Raw genomic sequence first — 25,789 nt, forward strand, 5'->3', positions numbered from 1 at the left:
ACATAACAGCAGTATTTTTATATTTTAGACATTTATTCTATTTTTGTCGAGTGAATCGTCATCAAAATACAAAATCAGTTGTTATTCAAGCATCCATGGAGGTGTTCAAGCGTCGTGGTTACAACGACATCACCATGGACGATATTGCTAAAGCATGTGGAAAAGGAAGGAGCACGCTCTATCATTATTTTAAAAACAAAGAAGAGGTATTTGAAGAGTGGGCAATGGGTGAGTTTTTTAAGCTTTATGATAAAGCTGCAGCCCGCACCTCTTCGACGCTTAATCTGGAACATAATCTACAAAGATATTATGAGGCAATGCTTATAGAAATCTCCATGTTAATCAAAGAATATCCTAAGCTTCATGCCGATCTTAAAACGCTGGATGTCCCCTTGTTGAGGATACAATCGAAGGCAACGGGATTTGAGCGAAAAAAAAATCAAACAGTTATTGGAGTGGGCTGTTGAAAACAGGGAAATCCAGCCGAAGAACGACCGAGATATGGATTACTTGTCTTTAGCCACTGTAACCGCGTTGGCTAGTTTGAATATGGAAATGATTTTATTCGGTTCGGTAGAAGATCTCACATCTAAGTTATTTTGGATAATTAGCATATTGGTAAAAGGCTTACAATAAATAAAGCAAAGTGGACATTTTTATAGAAAATGTCCATTATCTTAATAATGGCAATAATGGAAACTAAACGCAGTATCATCAGCATCCTAGCACTCGGCCTACTCTGCAGTTCTTGCAATGAAAAACAGCAGTCTCCACCGCTTGATCAACAGCCGGTAGAAGTCAAAACGCTTGCTTTATCAACGGATAATGAGGCTATCCGTCCTGTTATTTATAGCGGTACCGTAACAGCAGGAAAAACGATAGACCTGAGTTTCTTAGTATCCGGAAGGCTACAACGATTTCCCGTAGAAATCGGACAGTATATAAAAAAAGGCCAACTGATAGCCGAAGTAGACGACGCCGTCTATAGGAGTCAATATCAAGGTCAAAAGGCTCAGGCTACACTCGCAAAAGAAAACTACGACCGCACCAATCAGGTATTCCAGAAAGGCAGCATTGCAGAAATAAAGCTATTGGAAGCGAAATCCCAATACGAGCAAGCACAGGCAGCGGTCAGCGCGGCACAGGAAAATCTTTCGTACACCAAGCTATATGCACCCGTCAGTGGTTATGTTGGCAATAAATTGGCAGAAATCGGTAATACCGTCGCTCCCGGCCATCCCGTCATCCAACTGCTCGACATCTCTTTCTTGAAAGTAGAAGTTTCAATACCCGAAACAGAAATTAACCGCATCAAAAAAGGCTCCCTGGCATTAATCCGTGTGCCATCACTTCAATTAAATGATTTGGAAGGGGTGGTAGACGAGGTTTCTGTAATTGCCGGCCAAGGAGTGCCCACTTATAAGGCTAGTGTCTTATTGAAATCGGCTGGAACCGGGTTGAAGCCGGGAATGGTTGCCGAGGTATCGCTCAAATCAGCACTCGCAGACACCCTTGAAAGAGAAACGGACAGCACAAAGTTTGCACCATTGGTTGTTCCTATCCAGACGGTGCAGATCGATGAACAAGGACAACAGTTCGTTTTCGTTAGCTCAGCCGACGGAAAAAGGGCTGAACGAAGGCTGATCACGACCGGAAAATTGTACGATAACGGAATTGCCGTGCTAAGCGGGCTCGATGCTAAAGACCGACTTATTGTAAGCGGCTATCATAAATTGACAGACAGCACCCTCATCCAACTTGCTAAATAATCCAATCGTCACATGAAGCATAACAAGAATTTAATAGATTGGGCTATGCATCACAAAATCGTGCCTTTGTCGGTGGCTTTTGTGCTGGTAGTATTCGGCTTTTATGCGCTTTTCAATATGCCTCGGAATGAATTTCCAGAGTTTACCGTTCGTCAAGGTGTATTAATAGGATTTTATCCCGGAGCTAATGCCCAACAGGTGGAAGAACAACTTACCACTAAAGTAGAGGAATACCTCTTCAACTTCAGTGAAGTGGATAAAAGTAAAACTTATTCCTATTCAAGGGACGGAATGATGTACATCTTTGTGGAAGTTAGCGGAAAGGTGAAAGACAGTGATACCAAGGCATTTTGGAATAAGCTGAAAAACGGTGTACTCATTTTGCAGGCCGGTTTGCCAAAAGAAGTGAAAGGCATTATGGTTAATAGTGATTTCGGAAGCACTTCGGCCATGCTGTTATCTGTGGAATCCAAGTCGCGCCCCTATCACGACCTACTGAAACATGTAGAAGAAATTGAAGATGAACTGCGAAGAATCAAAGAGGTTTCTAAAATAAGTCACACCGGTGATCTTTCTGAACAGATTGGCGTCTATGTCGACCACAATAAACTCGCTCATTACGGGCTTTCGGTAGGTAGCATTATGCAGGTGCTGCAACAGGAAGGAGCCATCAATCCCGCCGGAAATTTGGAGGGGAAGGTTATTGATCGGCCTATTTACCTGTCTACTTTCTTTCGTACGGAAAACGACCTGGCTAAACAGATTATAAAAAGCGATAACCAAGGAAATACTGTTCGTTTAGGCGATGTAGCAACCATCCGAAAAGAATACGGCGATCCAGATTCCTATGTAACGACCAACGGAACAAAAAGTATCATCATATCCATGGAGATGACCAGTGGGAAAAACATTGTTCACTTTGGGAAGGAGGTAGACGAGCGCTTGGAGCGCATCATAAGCCAGTTGCCTTCAGACATTGTAGTGACCAAGCTAGCTGATCAACCGGAGGTGGTGGGAGAATCAATTAACCATTTCATGAAAGAATTTGGCTATGCGTTGATCGGTGTTATCTTGGTTACCATTCTGCTCCTGCCTTTCCGCGTGGCTTCGGTTGCCGCCGCAACCATTCCAATAACCATTTCCGCAACCTTAGCCATTATGTATTTATCCGGCATTGAGTTGAATACGGTCACGCTGGCCGCTTTGGTAATTGTATTGGGGATCGTCGTAGACGACCCAATTGTGGTGATTGATAATCATATAGAAAAGCTAGACCATAAATTCAGTCTATGGGAGGCGGCATCCAGCAGTGCGAAGGAATTGTTCCCTTCCGTCTTTACGGCAACACTGGCCATTTCTGCGACTTTTACGCCTTTAATATTCTTTATGGAAGGGATCGCTTCCGACTTTGTAGGGGATTTCCCGATCACAATCATTATTGCGCTCACTTTGTCGCTCATTATATCCATGTTGCTGGTGCCTTATTTTAACACCTTGTTTATTAGACGTGGTTTACATGAGGAGAAAGCCAAAAAGAATTCAGATAAAGCCTCTATGCTCGATAGGCTTCAATTGTTCTTCAACAACCATATCGGCAACGCAATAAGCCATTGGAAACTGACTATTCTTTTCGGTGTCCTATCGGTTGTCATCGGCGTTTTCTTCATGGCATCATTGCCTCAACAGCTCTTTCCGAAAGTCGAGCGGAATCAGTTTGCCATAGAAATCTATTTGCCGAATGGCTATCGCCTGGAACAGACAGCCGAGGTCGTGAAAGAAATGGAGGCCATCATGACCAAAGATGAGCGGATAACTAACTATACCAGTTTTATTGGTGCCAGTTCGCCGCGCTTCCATACGCTCTATGCACCCAACTTACCCACTAAAAATTACGCCCAAATCTTAGTCAATACCACTACGGAAGAAACAACGGAGGAAGTATTGTCGGAGTATCAGAAAAAATACAGCGATCGTTTTCCACAGGCTTATGTCCGTATGAAACAGCTAGTCATGTCGGACGCCCAGGCGCCTATCGAGGTACGTATAGCAGGTAATGATATTGCTAAGTTGAAGACTGTCGGACAGCAGATCGCTAAAATCGCCAAACAAACGGAGCAGGTCATTTGGGTGCGTACCGACTACCAGGAGTTGCTGGAAGGCATGACCATCAAGTTAAAAAAAGATGAAGCTTCCAGATTGGGTTTAAGCAAAACGGACGTCGCCAATGCCATCGCCATGAATACAGAAGGTCTGACCGCAACCCAGGTATGGGATGGCAAATATCCGCTGGATGTAAAGGTCATGGAAAACAAGCATCAGAGCCTATCGGTATCCGACCTCCAGGGGCTAACCGTCGTTTCGCCTGTTACCGGAGCAAATGTCCCGCTACGACAAGTGGCTGACATCACCCCTAGCTGGCATGAAGGTCAAATTGTACGGCGCAATGGGATAAGAACCTTAACCGTTAGGGTGGATATAGAAAAAGAGGCCGTAGCGGCAAACGTCTTACAAAACATTAGGCCTACGATTGAAGAATTAAATTTACCGGAAGGGCTTTACATCGAATATGGAGGAGATAAACAGTTACAGGACGAGAATATGGGACCGATGGGGCTGTCGCTACTGTTGAGTATAGTGGTACTTACCCTCATCCTGATCTGGCATTTCAAGAGCCTTAAACATGCGCTGATCAGCATTACTACCATGCCTTTGAGTTTGTTCGGAGCCGCCTTAGGTTTACACTTGATGAGCTATCCCTTCGGCTTTACCTCTTTCATCGGCCTGTTGGCCCTATGTGGAATTGTCGTGAGAAATGGTATTATTCTAATTGATTTTGCAGATGAAATCAGAAACCACGAGCATTTATCCGTAAAAGAAGCTGCAATAGCTGCCGCTGAGAGAAGAATGAGGCCGATATTCCTGACTTCCTCTGCAGCTGCAGTAGGTGTCATCCCAATGATTATGAGCCGCTCTACGCTGTGGGGCCCGCTGGGAACGGTTATCTGCTTCGGACTAATGGTGTCGATGTTGTTAACGCTCTTCGTGCTACCGGTGTTGTATTGGCTGATGTTCCGAAAACAAGATCAAGAGGTATCACTAAATAAAGAAGACGCTTAAAAAAGGTTTAACGAAATTGATAATTTCATGAAAGTATCTTGGATTAACTGGATTAACTTTTTTCTGTTTTGTGTTTTTTCGAAGACATTGCTGGCACAAGAACAACGGACCATCACGCTCGCCGAAAGTAAAAAAGCGGCTTTGGAATACAGTAAGCAAATCAAAAACAGCCAACTGGGTATCCAATCAGCTGAAGCAGGAAAGAAAAGTGCCGCCGCGAACTATTATCCATCGGTAAGTGCCACGGCTATCGGATTGTATAATTTCAAAGACTTCGTCGGCGCAATTCCGCCCATATTAGAGGAGGGAATCGACAACTTTTATTTTGCAGGTGCTACCGCGACGGAAGTACTTTATGCGGGTTCTAAAATCCGAACAGCTAATGAACTGGCCTCACTGGAAGTGGAAATCAACAAAATCCGTGCAAAACAGTCGGTCGACTCCGTACTTTTACAAACGGAACAAAAATACTGGAACCTGGTTAATCTTCAAGAACAGGTTAAAACCTTAACGGCGAATGAGCAATACCTGAATGGTATTCTAAAAATGCAGGAAGACCTATTGGCTGCTGGTTTTATTGCACGTAATGACTTATTGAAAGTTAAGGTACAGCATAGTAAATTGTTGCTGAACAAAAGTAAACTGAACAATGGAAGGAAAGTAGCACTCCTCGACTTTTGCTTTTTTCTAGGGATACCTTATGATACTACTTTGGTGGCCGCTGATGGACTGGATACGGCCCATATGCCACCGATTCAAGATACCGCACCGACGCTGGATTTGACGGGGAATAAGGACTACCAGCTACTGGAAAAATCGTTAACGGCAGAGCAGCTGCAAACACGTATGGCAAAAGCGGATATGCTTCCTACTGTTTCCGTAGGGATGAGCGCAGGCCAAGCGGGCGTTATCAGCAACAACTTGGGAAGCATGTTCGTCCCCATGGCCTTTGGAACCATTAATATACCGATCTCCTCGTGGTGGGGAAGCGGTAAACAAAAGATGAATCAACGTGCCGTTGCAGAGAAAATTGCAGCTAATCGGTTCGAACATGGCGAGCAGCAAATAAAAGTGGGCTTATTACAAGCTTGGTACACACTGGAAGATGCACAAAAGGAAATCGCCTACGCCAAAGAGAATTTTAACCAGGCTACGGAAAACTTAAAGGTTACCCGCGACAACTATGAAAGCGGACTCGCAAACATAACCGATCTTTTGGATGCCCAAGCGCAAAAACAAGAAGCTGAAAGCGAACAGATTAAAGCCCTCGGCGCTTTTTACATGCAACAGGCCACCTACCACTATTTAACCGGAAAAATTACACAGTCGGATCTTTAACCTTTTCGCAAAAAAGAAATATTGCGTCTTAATCCAACGGCCGTACTACAAATTCATACTCGTAATGTGCGTAGGGCAACTGGTATTTTGGTAATGGCCAGGCGCCCCAGGTATTGATTCCGCCTACCCCCATCTGCTTCCAATCTATATGCAGTTGAGTCAACGGACGCGGAGCGATGTCCGTAGCATGCCTTTGATGTTTCCTGTCGCCATCATCCAGATCACCATCTAAATAATGCAGCGCACTCATACTCAACAAAGAGTCTGAACGGATTTCCAAGCCTTTCTTTTTCCTGTCCAAGATCTGGAAATAGCGGATATCTGTCTTGTTACCGTTTTCCTGCGGCCGTACATAGGGATAATATTGTGCTTCCACACTTTGCTTATAAAGTCCTACATATGCGGCGGCCTTCCTGTCCGCGTAATTCTCGAAGGGGCCTCGCCCATAGTATAACACGTCGTCAAAACCTTTAGGCATGATCCAAGTCATACCGAATCGAGGCAAAACGCTCACCTTTTGAGCCGTATCCACCTCCAGTCGCTGCTTTACTTTCATCTCGCCCGCGCCATTCAGGACATAAGTCAATGCCAGTTCGGCAAACACCGAGTCCAGCGCATAATGGGCTTCAATATAAGCAAGGTTCTCTTTCACTTCGATGGAAAAGTCGGTTAACCTCGGCTCCGCACTTGCATATTTCCAAGCTTTCAGCTGCCTTTGCAAATGCGCACCATAGTCGTTATCGTTCATGGCTCGCCAGAAGTCGGGTTTTAACCCATACGCCGTATCCAAGAGGTCGGCCCCCTTATAGCGGAATACCTTGATAAGGCCGTCCTGTTTATCCCACCGTACACGCAGGGTTGAGGACTTGAGATAGTGGCTTGCTGCGTCTTCCTCTTTAGAAAGGTTGCCTTTCGCCAATACTTCGGTTTGCTTCGCAAAGGCGCCGCCTAAAGCCAGCTGCTCCGAAGCGATTAGATGCCCTTTCGCTACAAGCGGCTCGGGCGCTTTTAATAAAAATTGAAGGTTCAAAAACTTCTCCCCTTTTTCGGGCTGCTTCAGCGGAATGGAAAACGTCCTTTTCTGCTGCGGCGCTACGTTCACATCGCTTAAATTCCCCTGCTGAACGATTTCGCCGTTCACCAACAGCTGCCACTGCATTTCGATGTTCGACAGATCGGCAAAAAACCGCTCATTAAAAAGCTCAATAGTATTGTTACCCCGCCACGACGCGTGGATATCCTGTTGCACCTTCTTCACTTCCCATACATGCGGATTCGGATTCCGGCTCACTGTAAACATGCCGTTAGCCGAAAAATTACCATCGTTCTTCACCCCTTCAGGCTCATAGTCGCCTCCATAAGTGAAGGTCGTATCCCCTTTTTCATCAACCCGCACAAATGTCTGATCTACAAAATCCCAGATAAATCCGCCTTGCAGGGCATGCTGATTTTCGCGTATCAGTTGCCAATAATCACTGAAATTGCCCAGCGAATTTCCCATGCCATGAGCGTATTCACACATAATGAGCGGTCTGCTTGGCTTGGGATTACTTTTGACGTATTGCGCCAGTCTGTCCGGACTGGGATACATCGGACAAATAATATCCGAATCAAACTCCCACTCCAGTTTACCATAATCGCTAACCGCTCGCTCATAGTGTACCGGCCTACTGGAGTCGCGCTCTTTCATCCACAGGTAACAAGAATAAAAGTTGTAGCCATTACCCGCCTCATTGCCCATACTCCACATAATCACCGAGGCATGGTTCTTATCGCGTTCGATCATGCGCTTCACACGCTCCAAATGGGCCTGCAGCCACGTCGGTCGGTTGGCCATTGTCCGATTGATATCATAACCCATACCGTGCGACTCGATATTAGCTTCATCAACGACATAAAGCCCATACTGATCGCATAGCTCCAGCCAATAAGGATCGTTGGGATAATGGCTGGTCCGAACCGCATTGAAATTGTATTGCTTCATCAATTGAATATCCCGAAGCATATCGGCCTTAGTCACCACCGTACCGGTGTTCATATTAAACTCGTGCCGGTTTACACCTTTGATTAAAATAGGCTGGCCGTTTACCAGCAGCTGACCGTTTTTAATCTGTATATCCCGAAAGCCTATGCGCTGGGGAATCATTTCTACAAGGTTTCCTTGAGCGTCATAAAGCGTCACGAGTACATCATACAGGTTTGGCGTCTCAGCGCTCCAAAGCAGTGGTTTTTTCAACTGGATTGTGCCGTCACCTACACTGTCGGAAAGATCTAAGTCTGCCCGACTAAGCGTTTCGCCGCCCCTTTGCAGCTGTACCCTTGCCTTCAATGCCCTTACTGGCTTCTTGTTTAATAATAGCTTGACAGCCAGATCGCCGTGGTCAAATGCAGCATTGAAACTGGGCTTCAGTTCGATGTCCGCTATATGCTCAGGATGACGCGCCAAGAGATAGCAGTCGCGGGTGATTCCGCTCAAACGCCACATGTCCTGGTCTTCCAGATAAACGGCATCGCACCAACGCATAATTTTCAGCACGATGAGGTTCTTTCCTGGCCGCAGAAAAGGTGTTGCATCAAATTCCGAGGACAGTTTACTATCCTCTCCATAGCCCACATAGCTGCCATTGATCCATACTGAAAGATTAGATTTTGCTGCACCGATGTGCAGGATAATCTGTTTCCCGTCCCAGTTGGCCGGTAATTCAACTTCTCGTCGATATATAGCGGTCGGATTTACATCCATCGGCGTATAGGGAGGGTTTGGCCTCAACAGGTGCGTAAATTCAAAGCCGGCGCTGGAATACATGCGGTAGCCATAACCATTCATTTCCCAATTGGCAGGAACAGAAAAGTTTTGCCAGTTGGCATCCACAAAATCTTCCTTCATAAAATCCGCAGGAAGTGCTGCCGGCTTTTCCGACCATTTGAATTTCCACGCTCCGTTCAGACTCAAGTAATTGGCCGACTCCGCCCACTTGTTTGCTTCCGCCTCCCGTTCATTTGCATACACGAAATAATCGGCATGCATGGGCAGTCTGTTCTCCTCGGTAATCTTCTCATTGTTCCAGGGAAAACGATCAGACATAAGCGTGGTATCTACTGCAGTGCCTTGGCTGCCGGTATTGAAAACCGGGCTCGACTGTGCAACTGCCTGTGCGGAAGGCAGACCTCCAATGGCAAAAGCGACTAAAACTCGTTTGAAGAAGGTATTATTCATCTATTCACGTGTACATTTATTATTTGAACCAGTTTAACTCCCACTCATCCATCCATTCGATGTAAGGCACTTCTGCATCCAGGCGCACAGGCAGCCAGATATATCGGCTATCCTGCAAGTTTTTGGGTCTCCATATGTCGGCCATGAAAATAAAGGCGTCTTTCTTTCCCTGAACGGGCAACACATAGGTCGACTGTCCACCGAAGGTTTTCTCTGCATCGGGACCGCGCATCGGATCGCCCAGCAGGGTGTACGGTCCCCTGATCTGATCGGCTACGTGTATCGAAGCTTGGTTTGGCGCCCAACCGGTACAACCGCTCGTAATCAGGTAATATTTATTCTTGTACTTGAATAAAGCCGGTGCTTCCCGCTGCCTCCTGAACAAAAAAGTGTCATCGGTGGTGGCCGACAGGAAGTCGTCGGATAATTTCACAATACGGAGGTCCATGTTTTCGTCCGACGAATAAATATGATATGCACTACCGTCGTCGTCTACATAGAGGTTCATGTCTCTGGACATATTCCCATTGGGCCTGAAACTGCTGACGAACCGGAACGGCCCGGTAGGCTTCTCGCTTACTGCAACACCGGCACGGGCGGCAGCATAGCCCTGCCCTTTAAGCTCGAGGTGAAACCACATCACATACTTATCGGTCTTTGAATTGTAAATTACCTTAGGCCGCTCCATAATGCATCCAAGGGTGATGTCGCTTTCAGGATCATTAGATGGAGATAGCGCAATCCCCTCATTTTTCCAGTCGTACAAATTAGTGGATGAATAGACGGCCACCCCGCCGGAGGAAGTCTTATCCCCCCGCTTTTCTCCATACCAGTAATAAGTGCCTTCGTGGAATAATATCCCCCCGCCATGCGCATTGATGTGTTGCCCATCTGTATCCGGCCAAATGGCTCCCGACGTAATGACCTTACCCTCCTGTCCGAAAGACCTCAAAACGCCGCTTATTAACAGCACGAACAGCGCGGTGAGCTGATATCGGTAGTATTGTTTTTTCATTGTTAAACTGTTTTTTTGCCTGAACTATTTCTTTTATGTATCCGAATTACTTGCTTGCAAGAAAGCGAAACTCCTGCAGGCTCGCGGGTTGCAAATTCGTAGAAAACAGGGGAGAAATTCGACTTCCCTTGACCCAGAATGAGTTTTAAGCTATATGCGGTAAGCAATAAGCATTAGGCTATAGCTACTGAGCAAGCCAGTACTACGGCAACTGCTACTGCTACTATTTTATCGCTCGCAACCGATAATCAGTTGTAAGCTTTAAGTTATAAGCTATATGCGGTAAGCAATAAGCATTAGGCTATAGCCACTGAGCAAGCCAGTACTACTGCAACTGCCACTACTACTGCTACTATTTTATCGCTCGCAACCAATAATCAGTTGTAAACTTTAAGTTATAAGCTATATGCGGTAAGCAATAAGCATTAGCCCCAGGCCAGTGCAACCGGCTACCAACAACTCGCAACTGACAACTGGCAACCAACAACTAATAACAAAAATAAACATCTCGTTCCTTAAGAATACCCGGAATTTAACCAATATATAGCAGCAATTAACTAGGTAAGCTATATGCGGTAAGCAATAAGCATTAGGCTATAGCTACTGAGCAAGCCAGTACTACTGCAACCGCCATTGCTACTGCTACTATTTTATCGCTCGCAACCAACAATCAGTTGTAAACTTTAAGTTTTAAGCTATAAGCGGTAAGCAATAAGCATTAGCCCCAGGCCAGTGCAACCGGCAACTGACAACTGGCAACCGGCAACTGAGAACTGGCAACTGACAACCGGCAACTAATAACTATACTTCTCCGCCCATTAAAGGATCTGTCTTCGAAATTTCACCGGTTTCAACATGCCCGGCAAAACGCTCGGACCAGGAGGCATCATCTGCTAGCTGAACAGTAAAATCATACCATTGATGACTGTCTTTTAGATCCATCACGACGTCAACGCTATCGCCTGCTGGCACAACACGAGTCACAGCCTTCCTTTTATAGCTATTATCCGCTATAGAAACCGTCCTTGGCGTTTCGCTGTTATTCATCAGTTTAACCACGACATTTCCGGTTAGTCCCGCTTGCCTACCCTGCTGCTCATAACCGCAGCTTACGGCTATACCGGGATGCTCATCATTTCCGACGAACTCGCGATAGAAACCGTTCGGTGCATATACCCTTAAATGGTATTGACCACGCTCAAAGGACGGCAGTTCCCATTGATCTTCGAGTGCATCGCCCGCTGTGACGGCGTATTCCCAAATGCGCAACACTTCGTTTTCATATGGTTCCATTGCATAAACGAGAAAAGGCGCGCCTGCTGCTTGTTCACCAAAGGCCGTTTGGTCAGCCGCAAAACGAATTGCATATTGCCGTTTCGTCGCATCGTAGCTTCCATTTACAGACAGCTCATAGGGCAAAGGACAGGCCGGTTTAGTGCCCTTCTCCTGCTTCGGAAAATAAGGCGATTGATTGGGCGCCTTATTAATCTGTTCGATCTCCTGTTTGTTAAACGCTTTGAAATTATTCGGAATCTCTTTAAACTGCGCCTTATGAATATCTTCCAAAAAGGCTCCTTTGTCCAGAAACTGCGGACGCTCGATTTGCTCCCCATTATACGGACGGAAAACGGAGGTCAAATCGCCACAGATGGCACGACGCCAGTTTGTAATATTTTCTTCCCGAACCTGCTTGTTATATTTCTTAGCAATAAAGTGTTCCAGAAATTGCAGCGACGAGGTATGATCAAACAGCTCCGAATTGACAAAGCCGCCCCGCGTCCACGGAGAGGCAATAACCAGAGGCACACGATAGCCTAAACCAACCGAACTCTCCCGAATCCGATCCTCCATAGCCGAAGGGTTCGTTTGCTGATCCCTCGTTGCAAAGTCCATCCGCCCGTCGATGTTCGCTGAAACCTTGCCCCGGTTCGCTTCATAAGGGTTCGGCACGGCATAGGGTGGCACGTGATCGAAAAAGCCATCATTTTCATCATAGGTCATGATAAAGATGGTTTTTTTCCATACTTCCGGATTTTCCAAAAGAATTTCCATGACCTCGTTGACGTACCAGGAGCCGAACCAGGGACGACCTGGGTGATCGGAAAAATTGGCGGGTGTCATCAACCAGGAAACGGTTGGTAAGGTACCGTTCTTCACATCCTCCCGGAATTGATGCAGTACATCTCCTTTGGGAATGCGCAATTCCCGTTCCGTTCCGTTATCAGTATAATTTAAGGAGGTCAACTCGTGAAAATCAGGATCTCCGCTATTGACGGTAAAAGCCTTACTATTCAAGGCCTTTTCGGTATCCGACAGATTTCGGTACGCTTCCTCCCGATACTGCAATTGATCCGCCTCGACCGCACGCAACACCTTTTTGGCTGCGGCCAGCCGTTGTTGGTTTTCCGCCGAGGCCTCTGCTCTTTCCAAACGGGCAATCTCTTCCATCATCAGCTTTTTCCGTTCCTGCAAATTCGCTATGCTACTTGGATGTAAGCGCACGTTATAAGCCTGAAAATACTCCATCACATTGGTCCCAAAGTTGCTCAACCAGGCACTTTCCTCGCCCTTTAGTCCAAAACCCATGGTCAGCTCGTTCTGGTAAATACGCCAGGACACGCCATGCTCTTCTAAACGCTCCGGATAGGTTTTCCAGTTCAGCTCCGGCTTATTGTAATTGCTTATATTCCATACATGCGCTTTTGCATCCACCTCATTCCGTTCACGCACCGTCCCTGTCATCCAATACCAACGATTGGGGTGTGTTCCGGTGATGCTCGAACAAAAATGCTGGTCACATACCGTGAAAGCATCGGCCAGCGAATAATAGAAAGGAAAATCCGATCGATCGCAATATCCTAGCGTGAGCGGTAGGTCAGCATATTCTTTATTGTAAGGCTTTTTTACTTCCAGCCAGCGATCGTATTTACCCTTGTTACGCGCGTCTGTCTGGTCGGCCCATCCATGCGGGGTGGAGCCCATCCACGGCACTTTTGTTTCCTTGGTATTCAGGCGAAAGGGCACATAGGTTTTCCCGTCAGGGTTTGACTGCAACCAAACCCTGTTTTTATTCGCTAGTTGAATGGCCCGTGGGTCATTAAAGCCCCGCACGCCTCTTAATGTACCATATAAATGGTCAAACGATCTATTCTCCTGCATTAAGAAAACAATATGTTCCGCATCGTAGAAGGTGCTACCCTTTGCTGGATTAATTGCCAACGCTTTTTGGATGGCAGGAGGCATCACATGAGTTAAAGCGGCAGTTCCCGATAGGAGCGCCGCTTTTTTCAGAAAATCTCTTCGTGAATTATGCATATTAAATGAGTTTACTCTGTTTTTTGTCAATTGATGGGTATTTAAAGTCCTTAAAAACTATACCGTAAGCCCAATTGCATTTGATACGGGTTGCCCGACAAAGTGGATACACCTGCGTTGGGATTGACTTGATAGATATAGCTATTCGATTCAGGGTCAAAACCACGGATGGTCAGCAAGTTCTGTTTACCAAGTGATTTATTAACGCCCCAATCTTTATTCAATAAGTTAGCAACGTTGAAGATGTCCGCCGAAACTTCCAGATTATGACTACCGAATAAATTAAACTTCTTGCTTGCTCTTATATCCCAAACACCATAAAAACCATTGGCTACCCCATTGCGCTCAGCCAGTTGACCTAAATGGCTTCCCAAATAATCCTTAAACCGCTGGTCGGCATCCGGATTGTTCAAGATAGATTGGATCCCATTTCGGATGTTCTCGGGATTACTTAGGTCGTTGGGATCGAAAATGAAAGCCAGGTCGTTACTGCTTACAAAGTCGCCATTAACATTTCCATTGACGGCGACAGAATAACGTTGTCCACCGATGCCCGAATACCGGACACCGATGCTGATACCATAAAAGCTTGGTAGAGTACCATATACCACCACCTTGTGACGGAAGTGATTGTTGGAATAGGCCATTCTGCCTAAATAACGAGGATCATCTGCCACCATCAGGTCCAAGGTAGCCGTATTCGCTACATTACCATTATAAGAGGTGTTATCTTTTGTGTCATTCCAAGTATAGCTGGCAGAGATTTCACCATCTTTATAATAACGCGCGGCACCATCTATTACGAAGGCATATTGATTGATTTTACCGTCGCTCACCAGTTCCAATACACGGCTGACATCGGTACTCTTTCTCCCCGTCGTCCAATCGGCTGCTCCATTTGTTGGATCGATTCCGGTAGCCGGTACAAAGACGCCTCTATTGCCTTCGTTGGCCAAGCGGAAATAGGGTTCGTCCACCATGTTGCGGTCTATATACATATAGTTATTACGTGCAAAGGACATGAGAAAAGTTGCGCCAACGCGGAAGCGATCGGAAATAAAGCGGGTGTAAGATAAATTCGCTTTATATAAGGTCGGCACTTTAATATCTTCACTGTTCATGTTGATGGTACTAACCCTTTCCACGCCGGGCAGATCAAACAATTCCCGACCAGGCGCCGTTTGTGGATTAACCCGGTAGCCCGTGAAATCCGGCGTTGGCACCAAGGCGCCGGAAATATCTACAGACGCTACTTTCGTACCATCATTCAGCATATTATTTACCATGGAATAATTATTCAGGTTAGAACCGAATATACCGCCACCGATGCGGAAAATATCGGTTTGCCTTTCGCCGATATCCCAGGTTAATTGAAAGCGTGGTTGGAGTTGAAAGGTAGAAACGCCATTGTCGGTGCGTAGACTTAAGGCATTATAGACGGCTTGGTTAAACACTGGGTGATCAAAATAATAGGTGTAATCCGCACGCAGACCGACGCTCAGATCCAAACCGGTTCCAATATTTGATTGTGCCTGTGCATATAAAGCCCCATTTAGTACACTTTGGTTTACCGTAGCGTCGTCTACCAAAGCCACTTCTCTTGCATAGCGGTAAGGTCTCATTGCCTCAAAATTCTCGAGGCCGCTGAAGTAAAAACGGCCGTTCATTTCACTGGTGGCCAGTGAACTCAACTTCGTGAACATCAAATCGGTACCGAAAGTATAGTTGATATTACCTTTGGTAAAATAAACGTTGTCTACCAACTGGAATACATGGTTTTTAAACACCTCCGGCAGATAGCGTTGTCCCCCAAGCTGAATAGTCGTATTAACTGGATTCCCATCTATAGTGGATTCCACCTGTTGCACAATGGCACGGGGAATATTTTGAGCGGGCAGTTGGCTGCTAGGCCTACCATCGTCCAACGTATATAAATATTGTAACTTCAATTCGTTTGTTGTACGGGCGTTTAGCGAAGTACGAAGCGAAGCCATTAAACTGTTATCCGTCGACAGATGCGAACCATACACCTCATATAGGTTGATCGCGCTGTTGTCGCCCACCCCCTGGTTGTTCATATCCCGCACGTAATTATTCCGCACCGTCAAGAGGTTCTTTTCATTTAGCTGCCAATCAATACGGGCAAACAAAGTAGTAGTGGGCCTTTTCCGGTCAAATGCACCTGTTTGCTGTGACCCCGCCACGCCATACCTACTTCTTGCGATGTCCAGAAACTGGTCGAGTGTCGGTTGGGTAATATTGAATCGTGCCTCATCTTCCGGCGTACGGATGTCGGCAATATAGAAAGGACGCGAATCCGCCTGTCTATCGAGCGTTACGAAGAAATGCGCTTTATCCTTTACAATAGGGCCGCCCAGTGAAAAACCATATTGGTAGGTAGAATAATCTTGGTCGATCCGATTTCCGCGGATGTCATAAGGACTGGCCAACCAGTCGGTACGTCCATAACCAAATACACTTCCGGTAAAGGTGTTTGTGCCCGACTTGGTCACCGTACTGATGGTTCCCCCGCCCGCGCGTCCATAAGTGACATCGTATTGGTTCGTCGCAATTTCAAATTCGCGGATTGCTTCCATGGAAACAGAATAGGGACCGCGGTTGGTAGTACCGCCCGATAGTGGGCCGCGGGAAGTCATACCATCTATTGAATAGTTGGTGGAGCTGCCTATCTGTCCGGAAAGGTTGCTACCTGAACTTAAAGGAGAAAGATCAATCAACGATGTGAAGTTCCGTCCGTTTACCGGCAAGCGCTCCAAATCGCGCGAGGTAACCGCAGTGGAAGCTCCCAGATTGCGGATGGTGTTTTTCATACTGTTTGCTGTAGCCGTTATTTCTACCGCATCGATATTGATCGTGGATTCCTTCAAGGTGAAATTTAAACGCAGTTGATCGCCCTGATTCAAGGCATAGCCTTGTTGTACGACTTCCCCAAAATTTAAGTGTTTAACGCGTACGGTATAAGGCTTTCCTAAGGGCAGCTGCTTGAACAGATACTCCCCGTTATCATTTGTTGACGTACTGGTGGCAAATCCCGTCGACTCGTTGCGAATGTAGACCGAGGCCCCTTCCACCGGTCTGTTACTACCATCTGTAACAACACCAAGCATACTGGCGTGGGTCGCCTGTGCCATCGATCGGTTAAATGTTGTTAAACATATCAAGAGCGATGCTAGAAAAATAGATAAATACTTACTCATTTGGTTATTTGATTATTTGTTGTTTTATTCTTTTTTACTGATTACAACCTGATCCTTTTTCATGGTATATGTCAGACCATTCCGCTGGCATAGTTGTGTGAGAACGGAATCCAGCGAGGCTATTTCGCGACTGCCGTTAAGTGTTAGGCGTCCGGTAAAGGTCTTTTGCATCAAGGCCTCTGCCTCGTAGATAAATTTGACGGGATAAGCACTTCCAAGCTGCGCTAAAACGGTCGTTAAAGGCGTTTCGTCAAAATGCAAGACGAGGTTCTTGGCTGCTCGCGGCGGCTCAGCTTGGTCGGCGTTCGACCGCAGCTTATCGGCTACAAGGAGGTCGGCACTTCCTTCCTGCAGATCGATGCGTAACTCGTCCCCAGGCTTTAAGCGTTGCTCCGGGAAGCCGCCTATACTTTTGTCTTCCGCCCGTACAAGCACTTTACCCGACAATAATTTGACCTGCATTTCCCCCTCCTTTGAGGTGTTTACGGTAAAAGCAGTACCCAATGCGGTGACGCTATAGCCTTTGGCCACTACCGTGAAAGGGCATTCCGCTTTCTTTTTGACCTCGAAAAAGGCCTCTCCAATCAAGGAAATCCGTCGTTGCGTTCTTCCGAAATCAGCAGTATAAGCAAGCGAGGCTTGGGGTTCTAATCGAACCTCAGAACCGTCGGGCAGCATAACGAGGAGTGGTTTATCGCTTGCATTTTCCTTTATTATGGGTTGGGGCAGCATGAGCGATGCCGTTGAAGGGGCGGTTGGTTGTAGTTCCTTATGAATAGCTATTACCCCAACGGTGAAGAGGAGGACAACAGCCGCTGCCATCCCAGCTAAGCGCCATCGATACATCCTGCTAACTCTTGGCTTTTGCGCACTTGGGTTGATTTGTTCATGTATTTTCTCCAATAGGAATGCATTGCGATCGCTACTTAATCGTTCTGCGGGTTCTGGTGGCCGACCGCTATTATAATCTTCCCAAAGAAAATGGCTGAACTCGTTTTCCCTTTGTTCAAGCTCCCTTAAAAGGAACTTTCTTTCCTTGTGAGAAGCTTCCCCCTTCCAAAATTTGTCGATCAACTGCTGCAGGTATTCCATTTTATATAAAAACTGGAATACTTGAAAAAGGGGATGATTTTAGCTGTTAAATAATCGTGAAGGTTTTGTTAGCTAAAGGTTTTCGATCATGCGTCCTCATCCATGTTTTGTACATAAGCATTGATCAGCGAAATGCATTCAAGTATATGGTTCAGGTAAACGACTGGTGGCTTTTTCATTAGGTCAGACCAACCGGATTAATATTCAAGTGAACACAATGGCACACAACAAGCCACCGGATATACTATAAGGATAATGGGTTAAGATATAATCCCGTATTGCTTTGTTAGACTGTTTAAGATAATCAGCAACCGAACCGGGCGATATACCCAATAGGAAAGCTACCTCTTCTTTCGATTTACCTTCAAAGCGACAAAGCCTAAACACTTCTTTCTTCCGCTTTGGCAGTGCATTTACGGCTTCTTTCATCATCATGACCTGTGAAAGATAAGCCGCCTCATCCTGCTCTTCTTCCAAAGCGAGGTCTTCGAAGAGGCTGTAGTCGTCTACGTATTCTACGGACAATTTCAGGCTCCGTTTTAGGCAGTCCATGGCCTTGTTATGACTGACAACGAATAACCATCCGGCGATTGATTTATCACTGAGCTTGTTTCTGCTTTCCCAAAGCGACACGAAGACATCTTGTAAAAGATCTTCCGCGTAGGCGGGCTGCTTAACGATTTTTAAGATATTGGCATAAACGAGGTGATGGTACTTATAATAGCATTCGTTAAAGGCCTGCAAGTCATCAATGGCGGGTTTGGTTTTGCCGTCGGTGTCTGAAAAAAAACTGGCCGCTGTCATCATTGTACGATCGAATTAACAGCGCCAAAATTATCCAGAAAATTAAAAGCTAGCTTTATATCAATATTATTAAATCATTAACTCAATGGTACACCGCGGCCCCCGCCCTCCACTTTGACGAAAAAGCAACGGTCTTAAAAAAAACCGAGGTAATAACTTTTGGAATAATTACTTTTCTTTTTGTTATGGCAGTAAAGGTAGGCATGAAAGGATCCTTCTTCAAATTGAACCGGCAGCTCTACTTCAATACGGCCGTCCTTACGATACCAAACCTGATCATTCTTGGCACCGATGCCGAGTTCAGGACTGATTACAATTAATACCAGCTCATCGCTGTCTTTCGCCATCGGGTGTGGATCATTCGTAAATAAGACTTCCAATGTACCGGGCGACCGAACAACATCGGCTATAGCAGGCAAGGGTAAAGTACCCATACTGATCATAATATTTCCCGGAACGAGCATTTGATCAGGATAAGCACCCTCAATGCCCTCCTGAATCGCCTTCTTCAGCGCCTGTCCGAACGCTTTACTCTTCTTACCATCACTATATTGGCTCCACCCTTCATTAATAACAGGCCTTAAGGGATTCAAAAAAGCCATGGCTAAGCGCATTTTTTGCTGACTGGCGAGTTTTCCATAAGGTTCCTTCTCTTTTTTAGGCTTATGGGCGTCAAAGAAAAATTCCATAAAGATTCTACTAGCGATTATTGGTGATAGATAAATAAACCGTACGCGACACGCGTTTTCTTTCGCTGTCGCTCAGAAACAACCAAAGGTGAATCAATTCGCCTGCCGCTGCACTGTGTGTAAATTGCACCTCCCCTTGATAACGTAATGGAGGATGATCGGGGCCGTCCATGCTCTTCCAACTTTCTGCATAATACAGGATGTGCACCTGATCATCCAAGGCCCCGCTCAGTCCATAGGTTTTAGGATTCCAACTCACCTTCAGTTGATTATCGTCCAGCAGTTCCAATTGTTCGGCCCCGGCGGTAAATAAGGTTCCCTTGCTAAACTGGATGGCTGGGTAGTTTAACTTCGGTTCATTATTTTCATCCATCTGGAAAGCGTGATCAAAATTCTGTTGAAAGGCGACGTTTCGAGCAGTAGCGCTACTTAAATAATTCCCGAAACCTATCTTCAACAATTGGGAAAGAGGCATGAAAAACTCATTGAGCAACTTGAATTTCTTATGATGTAACATTTGCTCTTCACTGGGCTTACCTTTATTCTTGTATCTTCTCGGAAAACCTTTGATATAGTCGACATCTTTCCAAGAACTACCGATAATGCTACCTGTTTTACCCCGAAAGGGACCGTTTATTCCATTTTTATAAGTTCCCATAATTTAGTTTTTCAAAAAAAAAGACCTAAGCCAACATTTATTCCATCACAAGACCATTTATACTTCTAAATATATAAAAAAAAAGGTTAAAACTAACAAAGATATCTAGTAAAAGAACAACTTTACCGTAAATTCATCGTTTTTTTACCGTAAATCTACCGTAAAATATACGGCTGATTTACGGTAATTTTACGACACATTTACGGCTAATGTGAAGATCTATCTATAATCCTTCCTATTTTTCTAGTAAGTTTTTATACATTTTATGCCGAACTTAGGCATAAGGTTATTTTTAGTCTTCATCTACACTACCCTATGCGCTACCGATCATTTTGAGAAATTTTAATATCTTAGCTTTTGTATTAAGATCGACATGCAACTTGAACGGGTTACGACCTTCCTTTTAGATAAGTTAAAGCGCGAACTATCGCCTGTTTTCACCTACCATAATGCAGCACACACGAAGGATGTCATGCATGCAGCAGAGCATATCGGCCGACAGGAACACATTGGTGAAAACGAATCGACGATCTTAACTACGGCTGCTCTTTTTCACGACACAGGTTTCCTGGTTTCGGCGGACAATCATGAAGCGCATTCCTGTGAGATAGCTCGCACGCAGCTTCCTCATTATCTTTATAATGAACAGCAGATTGACCAGGTTTGCAGCTTAATTATGGCAACAAAAACACCGCAACAACCTAAAAATTATTTAGAGCAGATTATTTGCGATGCCGATTTAGATTACTTGGGCCGTGAAGACTTTTTCGATATCAGCGAAAGGCTATATCAAGAAATGACCCACTTGGGAACGATCACTTCCCACAAAGAATACTTGGTTTTACAACTGGATTTCTTGAGCGAACATCAGTATTTCACCCGTACCGCGAGAGAACTCCGTAACGAAATAAAAGAAAAGAATTTACTAAAAACAAAAAGCTTTTTGTATCCCTAACTATGAACTCAAAGTCGATAGCTGTAATCCGTGACATTGTTTATGTAATAGCCGGTATTTTATTCTGTGGTTTTGCCTTAAAAGGCTTTTTAGTTCCCAATCAGTTTTTTGACGGTGGTATAACCGGTATTTCCCTGTTGATACACGAGCTATATCACGTAAACATTGCCTATGTCATTGTATTAGCCAATCTTCCACTTATCATTATGGGCGCCTTTCAGGTAAGCCATAAATTTGCGCTGAAAACGCTCGCTTGTGTCATACTATTGGGTGTTTGCTTGCTATATGTGCCCTACCCTATCATTACCTCTGATAAACTGCTCGTTTCCATTTTTGGGGGCGTTTTTATGGGAATAGGCGTGGGGTTGTCCATGCGGGGAGGTTGCGCGCTGGATGGCATTGAAGTGCTGGCTCTTTATACGCTTAAACGAAGTAGCTTTACGATCAGTGAAATTATTTTGGGCATCAACATCATTATCTTCTTAATTGCTGCCGTACATCTCGGTCTACCAACCGCTTTATATTCCATTTTAACATACTATACCGCCTCACGAACGATCACTTTTGTCGTCGAAGGCCTTGAAGAATACACAGCGGTTAATATCATATCGAGCCATAGCGAGCACATTAAGGAGAGGCTCGTGAAAGACATGGGCAAGGGAATCACCGTGTACAAAGGCGAGCGCGGTTTCTTGAAAGAGAGCTTTGACGTCAGTCATCCGGTTGACATTGTCTTCACCGTAGTAACGCGTTTTGAAGTACGGCGATTAAAGAATATGGTGCATGAAGTTGATCCGCAGGCATTCGTCTATACGCATACCATTAAGGAAGCTGCCGGTGGAATCCTAAAAAGACGGGCTGGCGAACATTAACAGTCTGCCGCTAAGCAATCACCTCGTAAATATTCACCGGATTTGCTTTGTTCTTCAAGCTTACCGTGCCGAGCGCGGAGAAACCGAAGGATTGTTTGGCCTGTTCATAAACATGCTCTGCAACGATAATTTGCCCTGCCTTGGCTGCCGATTGTAACCGCTGCGCTAAATTGACGGCATCGCCGATAACCGTATAGTCCAATCGTTTGAGGGAAGCCGATCCGATATTTCCGGAAATGACCTCTCCGGTATTTATTCCTATGGACACCTGAGGCTTAAAACTGTGATCGCCCGATCGAATGGAATCAATAGCCGCTATCTTCTCTTTGGTGGCCAATGCTGCGTCAATCGCTCGGTCGAGGTGATAAGCACCTTTAAATACAGCCATGACGGCATCGCCCATAAACTTGTCCACATGTCCACTGTAACTGATAACCTCTTTTACGATAATATCGAACAGATCGTTAATCATTTTTACGACACCGTCTGCCGCAACCGTTTCGGTGATTGCAGTAAATCCACATATATCGATAAAAACGATCGTAGCATCAATCGTTTCGTTGATTAACAGGCTTTTTTCAAACTCCTGACGTGTCATAAAATTCAGTACATTCTCGTCGACATACATCTTGAGAATATTGTTTTCTTTGATTGCTTTTAAGGTGTTCTTGATTTGCTCCACATGACCGAGCGTTTTCTCGATAGTGACATCGAGATCCTCAAAATTCACCGGCTTACAGACGAAGTCAAAAGCGCCTCGATTCATCGCCGTGCGGATGTTTTCCATATCTCCATATGCCGATACCATCACCGCCTTAATCGCCGGATTAGCTTCCGGAAGCTTTGTAAGCAAGGTCAAGCCATCCATGCCCGACATATTAATGTCGCTTAAGATTATATCGATATCATCTTCGGCCTTTAACAATTCGAGCGCTTCCAGTCCGTCTTTAGCAAAAACAAAAGTGTAAACCTGTTCCCGGATTTTCCTTCTGAATTTCTGTCTTATCAAAAGCTCAAGGTCTGCTTCGTCATCAACAACTAATATCTTAGCCATGCTTTTCAAGATTTTTTAATTTTTCTTTTAACAAGTTGAAATCGAGCGGTTTTGTCAAAAAATCGTCTGCACCTAACTGTATAGATTGGCGATAATTCTCCTCATCTCCATAAGCAGTGATCATCATCACAAAAGGAGGCGTCCCGCCGTGTTCCTGCCGAATATGGGAAAGGAGCTCTAAGCCACTCATCCCGGGCATATTAATGTCAGATAAAATAAGAATTACCTGCGAACCGTCGCGGTGAAGATATTGAACGGCCTCTTCGCCTGAAGAGGCGAATTCAAACATCACTTCACCCGTTTTGATTTCTTTGCGAAATCGCTGTCTGAATAAAGGTTGGATATCTATTTCGTCATCAACAACAAGCACTTTCATGGTTTAACAGGTATGGTAATGGTAAATTTAGCATATTCGCCCTCTACCGTTTCTACTTTTAATTCTCCTCTATGCGCTTTAGTAATGATATCGTAGCTCATAGATAATCCCAAGCCCGTACCTTGTCCGGTCGGCTTTGTGGTAAAAAAGGGTTGGTATATTTTTTCCAAAGCCGCATTGGGTATCCCTAAGCCGTTATCAAAGACGATAATCCGAATAGGTCCCTCACCGTTGTCTTCCATAAGCTGCGCCGTAGAGATCGTCACTTTCGGCACAAAAGCCTCGCCGAGCTGCTTTTTTTTCTCGTTGACGGAATAAAACGCGTTATTAAAAAGATTGAGTAATACCCGTCCGAAATCTTGAGGAACGACTTCCACCGGCGGCAAGTTTTCCGCGAATTGCGTTTCAATGTTGGCGTTAAATGATTTATCCTTCGCTCTCAACCCGTGATAGCTTAATCTGACATATTCGTCGGCCAAGGCATTGATGTCCACTTGCTCTTTTTTCCCGCTGCTACTCCTGGAATGTTGAAGCATGCTTTTTACGATGCCATCCGCTCGTTTTCCATGAAAACCGATTTTATCCAAGTTCTGCGTGAGGTCTGCAATAAGCTCATCGGCTTCTTTTTGGTTGTCTCCCTCAAGCGCTTTCAGAGGCCCTTCTTTCAGCTCTTCCAACAATTCGATACTCACCTCCGAAAAATTGTTAACAAAGTTTAGCGGATTTTGGATTTCATGTGCAATACCTGCCGTGAGCTCGCCTAAAGAAGCCATTTTTTCAGATTGAATAAGTTGCGCCTGCGTATTTTTTAGTTCATCTAAGGCTGTTTGCAGCTCTTCTTTTTGCTTAACCAATTCCGCAGTACGCTGTGCTACCTCTTGTTCCAGATTGACTTTCAGCTCCGCCATAATACGATTCTGTGCCTCTTCCGCTTCGCGCCTAGCCCGCTCCTTTTCCAAGGCTTTCCGCTGATTTCTGTTGACCAGCCACATGCCTACATACCATAGAATACCGAACAACAGGGCACTATCAAAAAAATCGTCATTTTCTTCGTAAACCGAAGGGAAGAATTCGCGCATAAAAGACGTGATAAAAGACAGAACAGCATAGGGTAGCATAGCATAGACCGTACTTCTTCCAATTTGCAATTCGGGCCTTATATAAACGGCCGCTAATAAAGCAAAGAAGGATAATTGTATCAATAACTCAATGGAATAAGCACTGGAAAGGATATCAAGTATAATAGCCGCGATACTGGCGTAAAAGCCGATCTGAAGATACTTTGCCAAACTGTAGCTTACTTCTCGATAGTCGACCCTTTTTTTGAGAAAAGTGATCAAAAGCAGTGCAAATATGGGCTCTAATGACATAAAATGGAGGTTTAGCCTGCAAATAATTGCTAGTTAATATAAACACGAACTAGTTATTCAAACATAGATAAAATCGCTATCACCTACAACAGCAATCTTGCTAATAACTAAACTTTTCCTGATAACTCTTGTTATTGTGGGTAGTAGCAGGCGGAAAGTCGGGACGGTGAACAGGTAAACCGAGTAAAACGTTAAAAATAAAAAGAGACATGTTAGAAAGATTTGCAAAATGGGCGGAGGAAATCGATCGGGAATGGACCGGGTATTCTACGACCTACGACAAGGAATCCTTTATTGTTTTTGATAATCTAAAGAATGAAGTTGCACGTGTGGACTACAATGACGGTCGCTACGATGTTTCCGGAAATAACACGCCTATCGTAGAGCGACTAACGAGTATAACCCAACATACGCATTAGCCGGTTATTGAGGCCCGACCTTTAGAGAAAAAGTGAAAGGACCATTGTAGGGATCGCCCGCCATCTGATTTTCGCTGACAACGATACGGTAGATCCCGGGTTCATTTAACTTATATTCCATTGTTGGACCAAAAGGGCCGTCCGCCTCATTGTTCGGTAAAAATATCTGTGCGATCCTGACATTTCCATTGGCTTCCCCGGGTTTAACGGAAGCGGATAGTTGTCCTGCTTTTTCAACATGGAATACGAACACGACATGTTTTCCTTTTTCCATGGTTGCCTCCTGCGTCGCTTCGCCATTTACCAATTGAAGGTTTATAGAGTCTCTATTTTCCGATTGCTCAGGAACAGAAGGCGACGAAGCAGTGCCATCAACAGCGGTAGTATCGGCCCTATCGGCTCCTCCTAACTGCGTTCGCCCTTCCTGATTACAGGCGGCAAAGGAAACTGACACGATCACAAAGAAAAGGTATAAAGCACGGGTTGCGTTCATGGAGCTAAAGCATTGATC

Annotated in this window: 19 protein-coding genes; 7 read left to right on the forward strand and 12 right to left on the reverse strand. The window is 45.2% G+C overall.

Annotated features, from left to right (window positions below; translation table 11 throughout):
• Window positions 1–50 precede the first annotated feature (50 nt).
• From EPX21_RS18575 to EPX21_RS18590, 4 genes are all read left to right on the forward strand, one after another.
• Window positions 51–467, forward strand: coding sequence for a TetR/AcrR family transcriptional regulator (locus EPX21_RS18575; protein WP_134091169.1), 417 nt, complete (start codon window positions 51–53; stop codon window positions 465–467).
• 225 nt (window positions 468–692) lie between these two features.
• The gene (locus EPX21_RS18580) at window positions 693–1,769 is read left to right on the forward strand and encodes an efflux RND transporter periplasmic adaptor subunit (protein ID WP_166670813.1); all 1,077 of its coding nucleotides are present in this window, start codon (window positions 693–695) and stop codon (window positions 1,767–1,769) included.
• Between the two features lie 12 nt (window positions 1,770–1,781).
• Window positions 1,782–4,886, forward strand: coding sequence for an efflux RND transporter permease subunit (locus EPX21_RS18585; protein WP_134091171.1), 3,105 nt, complete (start codon window positions 1,782–1,784; stop codon window positions 4,884–4,886).
• 27 nt (window positions 4,887–4,913) lie between these two features.
• Window positions 4,914–6,224, forward strand: coding sequence for a TolC family protein (locus EPX21_RS18590; RefSeq protein ID WP_134091172.1), 1,311 nt, complete (start codon window positions 4,914–4,916; stop codon window positions 6,222–6,224).
• Window positions 6,225–6,252: 28 nt separating this feature from the next.
• Here the strand turns inward: EPX21_RS18590 and EPX21_RS18595 are convergent, their stop codons facing one another.
• The 8 genes from EPX21_RS18595 to EPX21_RS18630 form a co-directional block, all read right to left on the reverse strand.
• Complete coding sequence (locus EPX21_RS18595; RefSeq protein WP_240768730.1) at window positions 6,253–9,441, reverse strand: glycoside hydrolase family 2 TIM barrel-domain containing protein; 3,189 nt, start codon at window positions 9,439–9,441, stop codon at window positions 6,253–6,255.
• Between the two features lie 19 nt (window positions 9,442–9,460).
• On the reverse strand, window positions 9,461–10,456 hold the full coding sequence (locus tag EPX21_RS18600) for a glycoside hydrolase family 43 protein (RefSeq protein ID WP_134091173.1): 996 nt from the start codon (window positions 10,454–10,456) through the stop codon (window positions 9,461–9,463).
• Between the two features lie 801 nt (window positions 10,457–11,257).
• Window positions 11,258–13,771, reverse strand: coding sequence for a phosphocholine-specific phospholipase C (locus EPX21_RS18605; RefSeq protein ID WP_134091174.1), 2,514 nt, complete (start codon window positions 13,769–13,771; stop codon window positions 11,258–11,260).
• A 50-nt stretch (window positions 13,772–13,821) separates the two neighbouring features.
• Complete coding sequence (locus EPX21_RS18610; RefSeq protein ID WP_134091175.1) at window positions 13,822–16,989, reverse strand: TonB-dependent receptor; 3,168 nt, start codon at window positions 16,987–16,989, stop codon at window positions 13,822–13,824.
• 24 nt (window positions 16,990–17,013) lie between these two features.
• Entirely contained in the window at window positions 17,014–18,081 is a 1,068-nt protein-coding gene (locus EPX21_RS18615) for a FecR family protein (RefSeq protein ID WP_134091176.1), read from the reverse strand.
• Between the two features lie 204 nt (window positions 18,082–18,285).
• Window positions 18,286–18,888, reverse strand: a complete 603-nt coding sequence (locus EPX21_RS18620; RefSeq protein WP_134091177.1) for an RNA polymerase sigma factor — start codon at window positions 18,886–18,888, stop codon at window positions 18,286–18,288.
• A gap of 131 nt (window positions 18,889–19,019) precedes the next feature.
• Window positions 19,020–19,574: a DUF6266 family protein gene (locus tag EPX21_RS18625; RefSeq protein ID WP_134091178.1), complete on the reverse strand. Its 555-nt coding sequence runs from the start codon at window positions 19,572–19,574 to the stop codon at window positions 19,020–19,022.
• Window positions 19,575–19,584: 10 nt separating this feature from the next.
• Window positions 19,585–20,232, reverse strand: a complete 648-nt coding sequence (locus tag EPX21_RS18630; RefSeq protein ID WP_134091179.1) for a DUF6266 family protein — start codon at window positions 20,230–20,232, stop codon at window positions 19,585–19,587.
• A 373-nt stretch (window positions 20,233–20,605) separates the two neighbouring features.
• Between EPX21_RS18630 and EPX21_RS18635 the strand changes: the two genes are divergently transcribed.
• Together EPX21_RS18635 and EPX21_RS18640 are read left to right on the forward strand one after the other, a co-directional pair.
• Entirely contained in the window at window positions 20,606–21,187 is a 582-nt protein-coding gene (locus tag EPX21_RS18635; RefSeq protein ID WP_134091180.1) for an HD domain-containing protein, read from the forward strand.
• Between the two features lie 2 nt (window positions 21,188–21,189).
• Window positions 21,190–22,059 carry a YitT family protein gene (locus tag EPX21_RS18640; protein WP_134091181.1) on the forward strand — a complete coding sequence of 290 codons (870 nt, stop codon included), beginning with the start codon at window positions 21,190–21,192 and terminating at the stop codon, window positions 22,057–22,059.
• 10 nt (window positions 22,060–22,069) lie between these two features.
• On the opposite strand, the gene EPX21_RS18645 is transcribed toward EPX21_RS18640, so the two are convergent.
• The 3 genes from EPX21_RS18645 to EPX21_RS18655 are packed head-to-tail and all read right to left on the reverse strand — an operon-like array spanning window position 22,070 to window position 24,859.
• A complete protein-coding gene (locus tag EPX21_RS18645) occupies window positions 22,070–23,113 on the reverse strand; it encodes an adenylate/guanylate cyclase domain-containing response regulator (RefSeq protein WP_134091182.1) in 1,044 nt (347 codons plus the stop codon).
• Window positions 23,106–23,489, reverse strand: coding sequence for a response regulator (locus tag EPX21_RS18650; protein WP_134091183.1), 384 nt, complete (start codon window positions 23,487–23,489; stop codon window positions 23,106–23,108). Before EPX21_RS18650 ends, EPX21_RS18645 begins: the two co-directional genes overlap by 8 nt.
• Window positions 23,486–24,859: a sensor histidine kinase gene (locus tag EPX21_RS18655; RefSeq protein WP_134091184.1), complete on the reverse strand. Its 1,374-nt coding sequence runs from the start codon at window positions 24,857–24,859 to the stop codon at window positions 23,486–23,488. The genes EPX21_RS18650 and EPX21_RS18655 overlap by 4 nt, the downstream gene beginning before the upstream one ends.
• A gap of 209 nt (window positions 24,860–25,068) precedes the next feature.
• Between EPX21_RS18655 and EPX21_RS18660 the strand changes: the two genes are divergently transcribed.
• Complete coding sequence (locus EPX21_RS18660; protein WP_134091185.1) at window positions 25,069–25,278, forward strand: hypothetical protein; 210 nt, start codon at window positions 25,069–25,071, stop codon at window positions 25,276–25,278.
• A gap of 4 nt (window positions 25,279–25,282) precedes the next feature.
• On the opposite strand, the gene EPX21_RS18665 is transcribed toward EPX21_RS18660, so the two are convergent.
• The gene (locus EPX21_RS18665; RefSeq protein ID WP_134091186.1) at window positions 25,283–25,771 is read right to left on the reverse strand and encodes a hypothetical protein; all 489 of its coding nucleotides are present in this window, start codon (window positions 25,769–25,771) and stop codon (window positions 25,283–25,285) included.
• Window positions 25,772–25,789 lie beyond the last annotated feature (18 nt).

Source organism: Olivibacter sp. XZL3 (genome assembly GCF_004368405.1).
Taxonomy (GTDB): domain Bacteria; phylum Bacteroidota; class Bacteroidia; order Sphingobacteriales; family Sphingobacteriaceae; genus Olivibacter.

Coding starts and splice junctions, on each gene's coding strand:
- EPX21_RS18580 (WP_166670813.1), top strand. CDS start 693: ATGGAAACTAAACGCAGTATCATCAGCATCCTAGCACTCGGCCTACTC.
- EPX21_RS18585 (WP_134091171.1), top strand. CDS start 1,782: ATGAAGCATAACAAGAATTTAATAGATTGGGCTATGCATCACAAAATC.
- EPX21_RS18590 (WP_134091172.1), top strand. CDS start 4,914: ATGAAAGTATCTTGGATTAACTGGATTAACTTTTTTCTGTTTTGTGTT.
- EPX21_RS18595 (WP_240768730.1), bottom strand. CDS start 9,441: ATGAATAATACCTTCTTCAAACGAGTTTTAGTCGCTTTTGCCATTGGA.
- EPX21_RS18600 (WP_134091173.1), bottom strand. CDS start 10,456: ATGAAAAAACAATACTACCGATATCAGCTCACCGCGCTGTTCGTGCTG.
- EPX21_RS18605 (WP_134091174.1), bottom strand. CDS start 13,771: ATGCATAATTCACGAAGAGATTTTCTGAAAAAAGCGGCGCTCCTATCG.
- EPX21_RS18610 (WP_134091175.1), bottom strand. CDS start 16,989: ATGAGTAAGTATTTATCTATTTTTCTAGCATCGCTCTTGATATGTTTA.
- EPX21_RS18615 (WP_134091176.1), bottom strand. CDS start 18,081: ATGGAATACCTGCAGCAGTTGATCGACAAATTTTGGAAGGGGGAAGCT.
- EPX21_RS18620 (WP_134091177.1), bottom strand. CDS start 18,888: ATGATGACAGCGGCCAGTTTTTTTTCAGACACCGACGGCAAAACCAAA.
- EPX21_RS18625 (WP_134091178.1), bottom strand. CDS start 19,574: ATGGAATTTTTCTTTGACGCCCATAAGCCTAAAAAAGAGAAGGAACCT.
- EPX21_RS18630 (WP_134091179.1), bottom strand. CDS start 20,232: ATGGGAACTTATAAAAATGGAATAAACGGTCCCTTTCGGGGTAAAACA.
- EPX21_RS18635 (WP_134091180.1), top strand. CDS start 20,606: ATGCAACTTGAACGGGTTACGACCTTCCTTTTAGATAAGTTAAAGCGC.
- EPX21_RS18640 (WP_134091181.1), top strand. CDS start 21,190: ATGAACTCAAAGTCGATAGCTGTAATCCGTGACATTGTTTATGTAATA.
- EPX21_RS18645 (WP_134091182.1), bottom strand. CDS start 23,113: ATGGCTAAGATATTAGTTGTTGATGACGAAGCAGACCTTGAGCTTTTG.
- EPX21_RS18650 (WP_134091183.1), bottom strand. CDS start 23,489: ATGAAAGTGCTTGTTGTTGATGACGAAATAGATATCCAACCTTTATTC.
- EPX21_RS18655 (WP_134091184.1), bottom strand. CDS start 24,859: ATGTCATTAGAGCCCATATTTGCACTGCTTTTGATCACTTTTCTCAAA.
- EPX21_RS18660 (WP_134091185.1), top strand. CDS start 25,069: ATGTTAGAAAGATTTGCAAAATGGGCGGAGGAAATCGATCGGGAATGG.
- EPX21_RS18665 (WP_134091186.1), bottom strand. CDS start 25,771: ATGAACGCAACCCGTGCTTTATACCTTTTCTTTGTGATCGTGTCAGTT.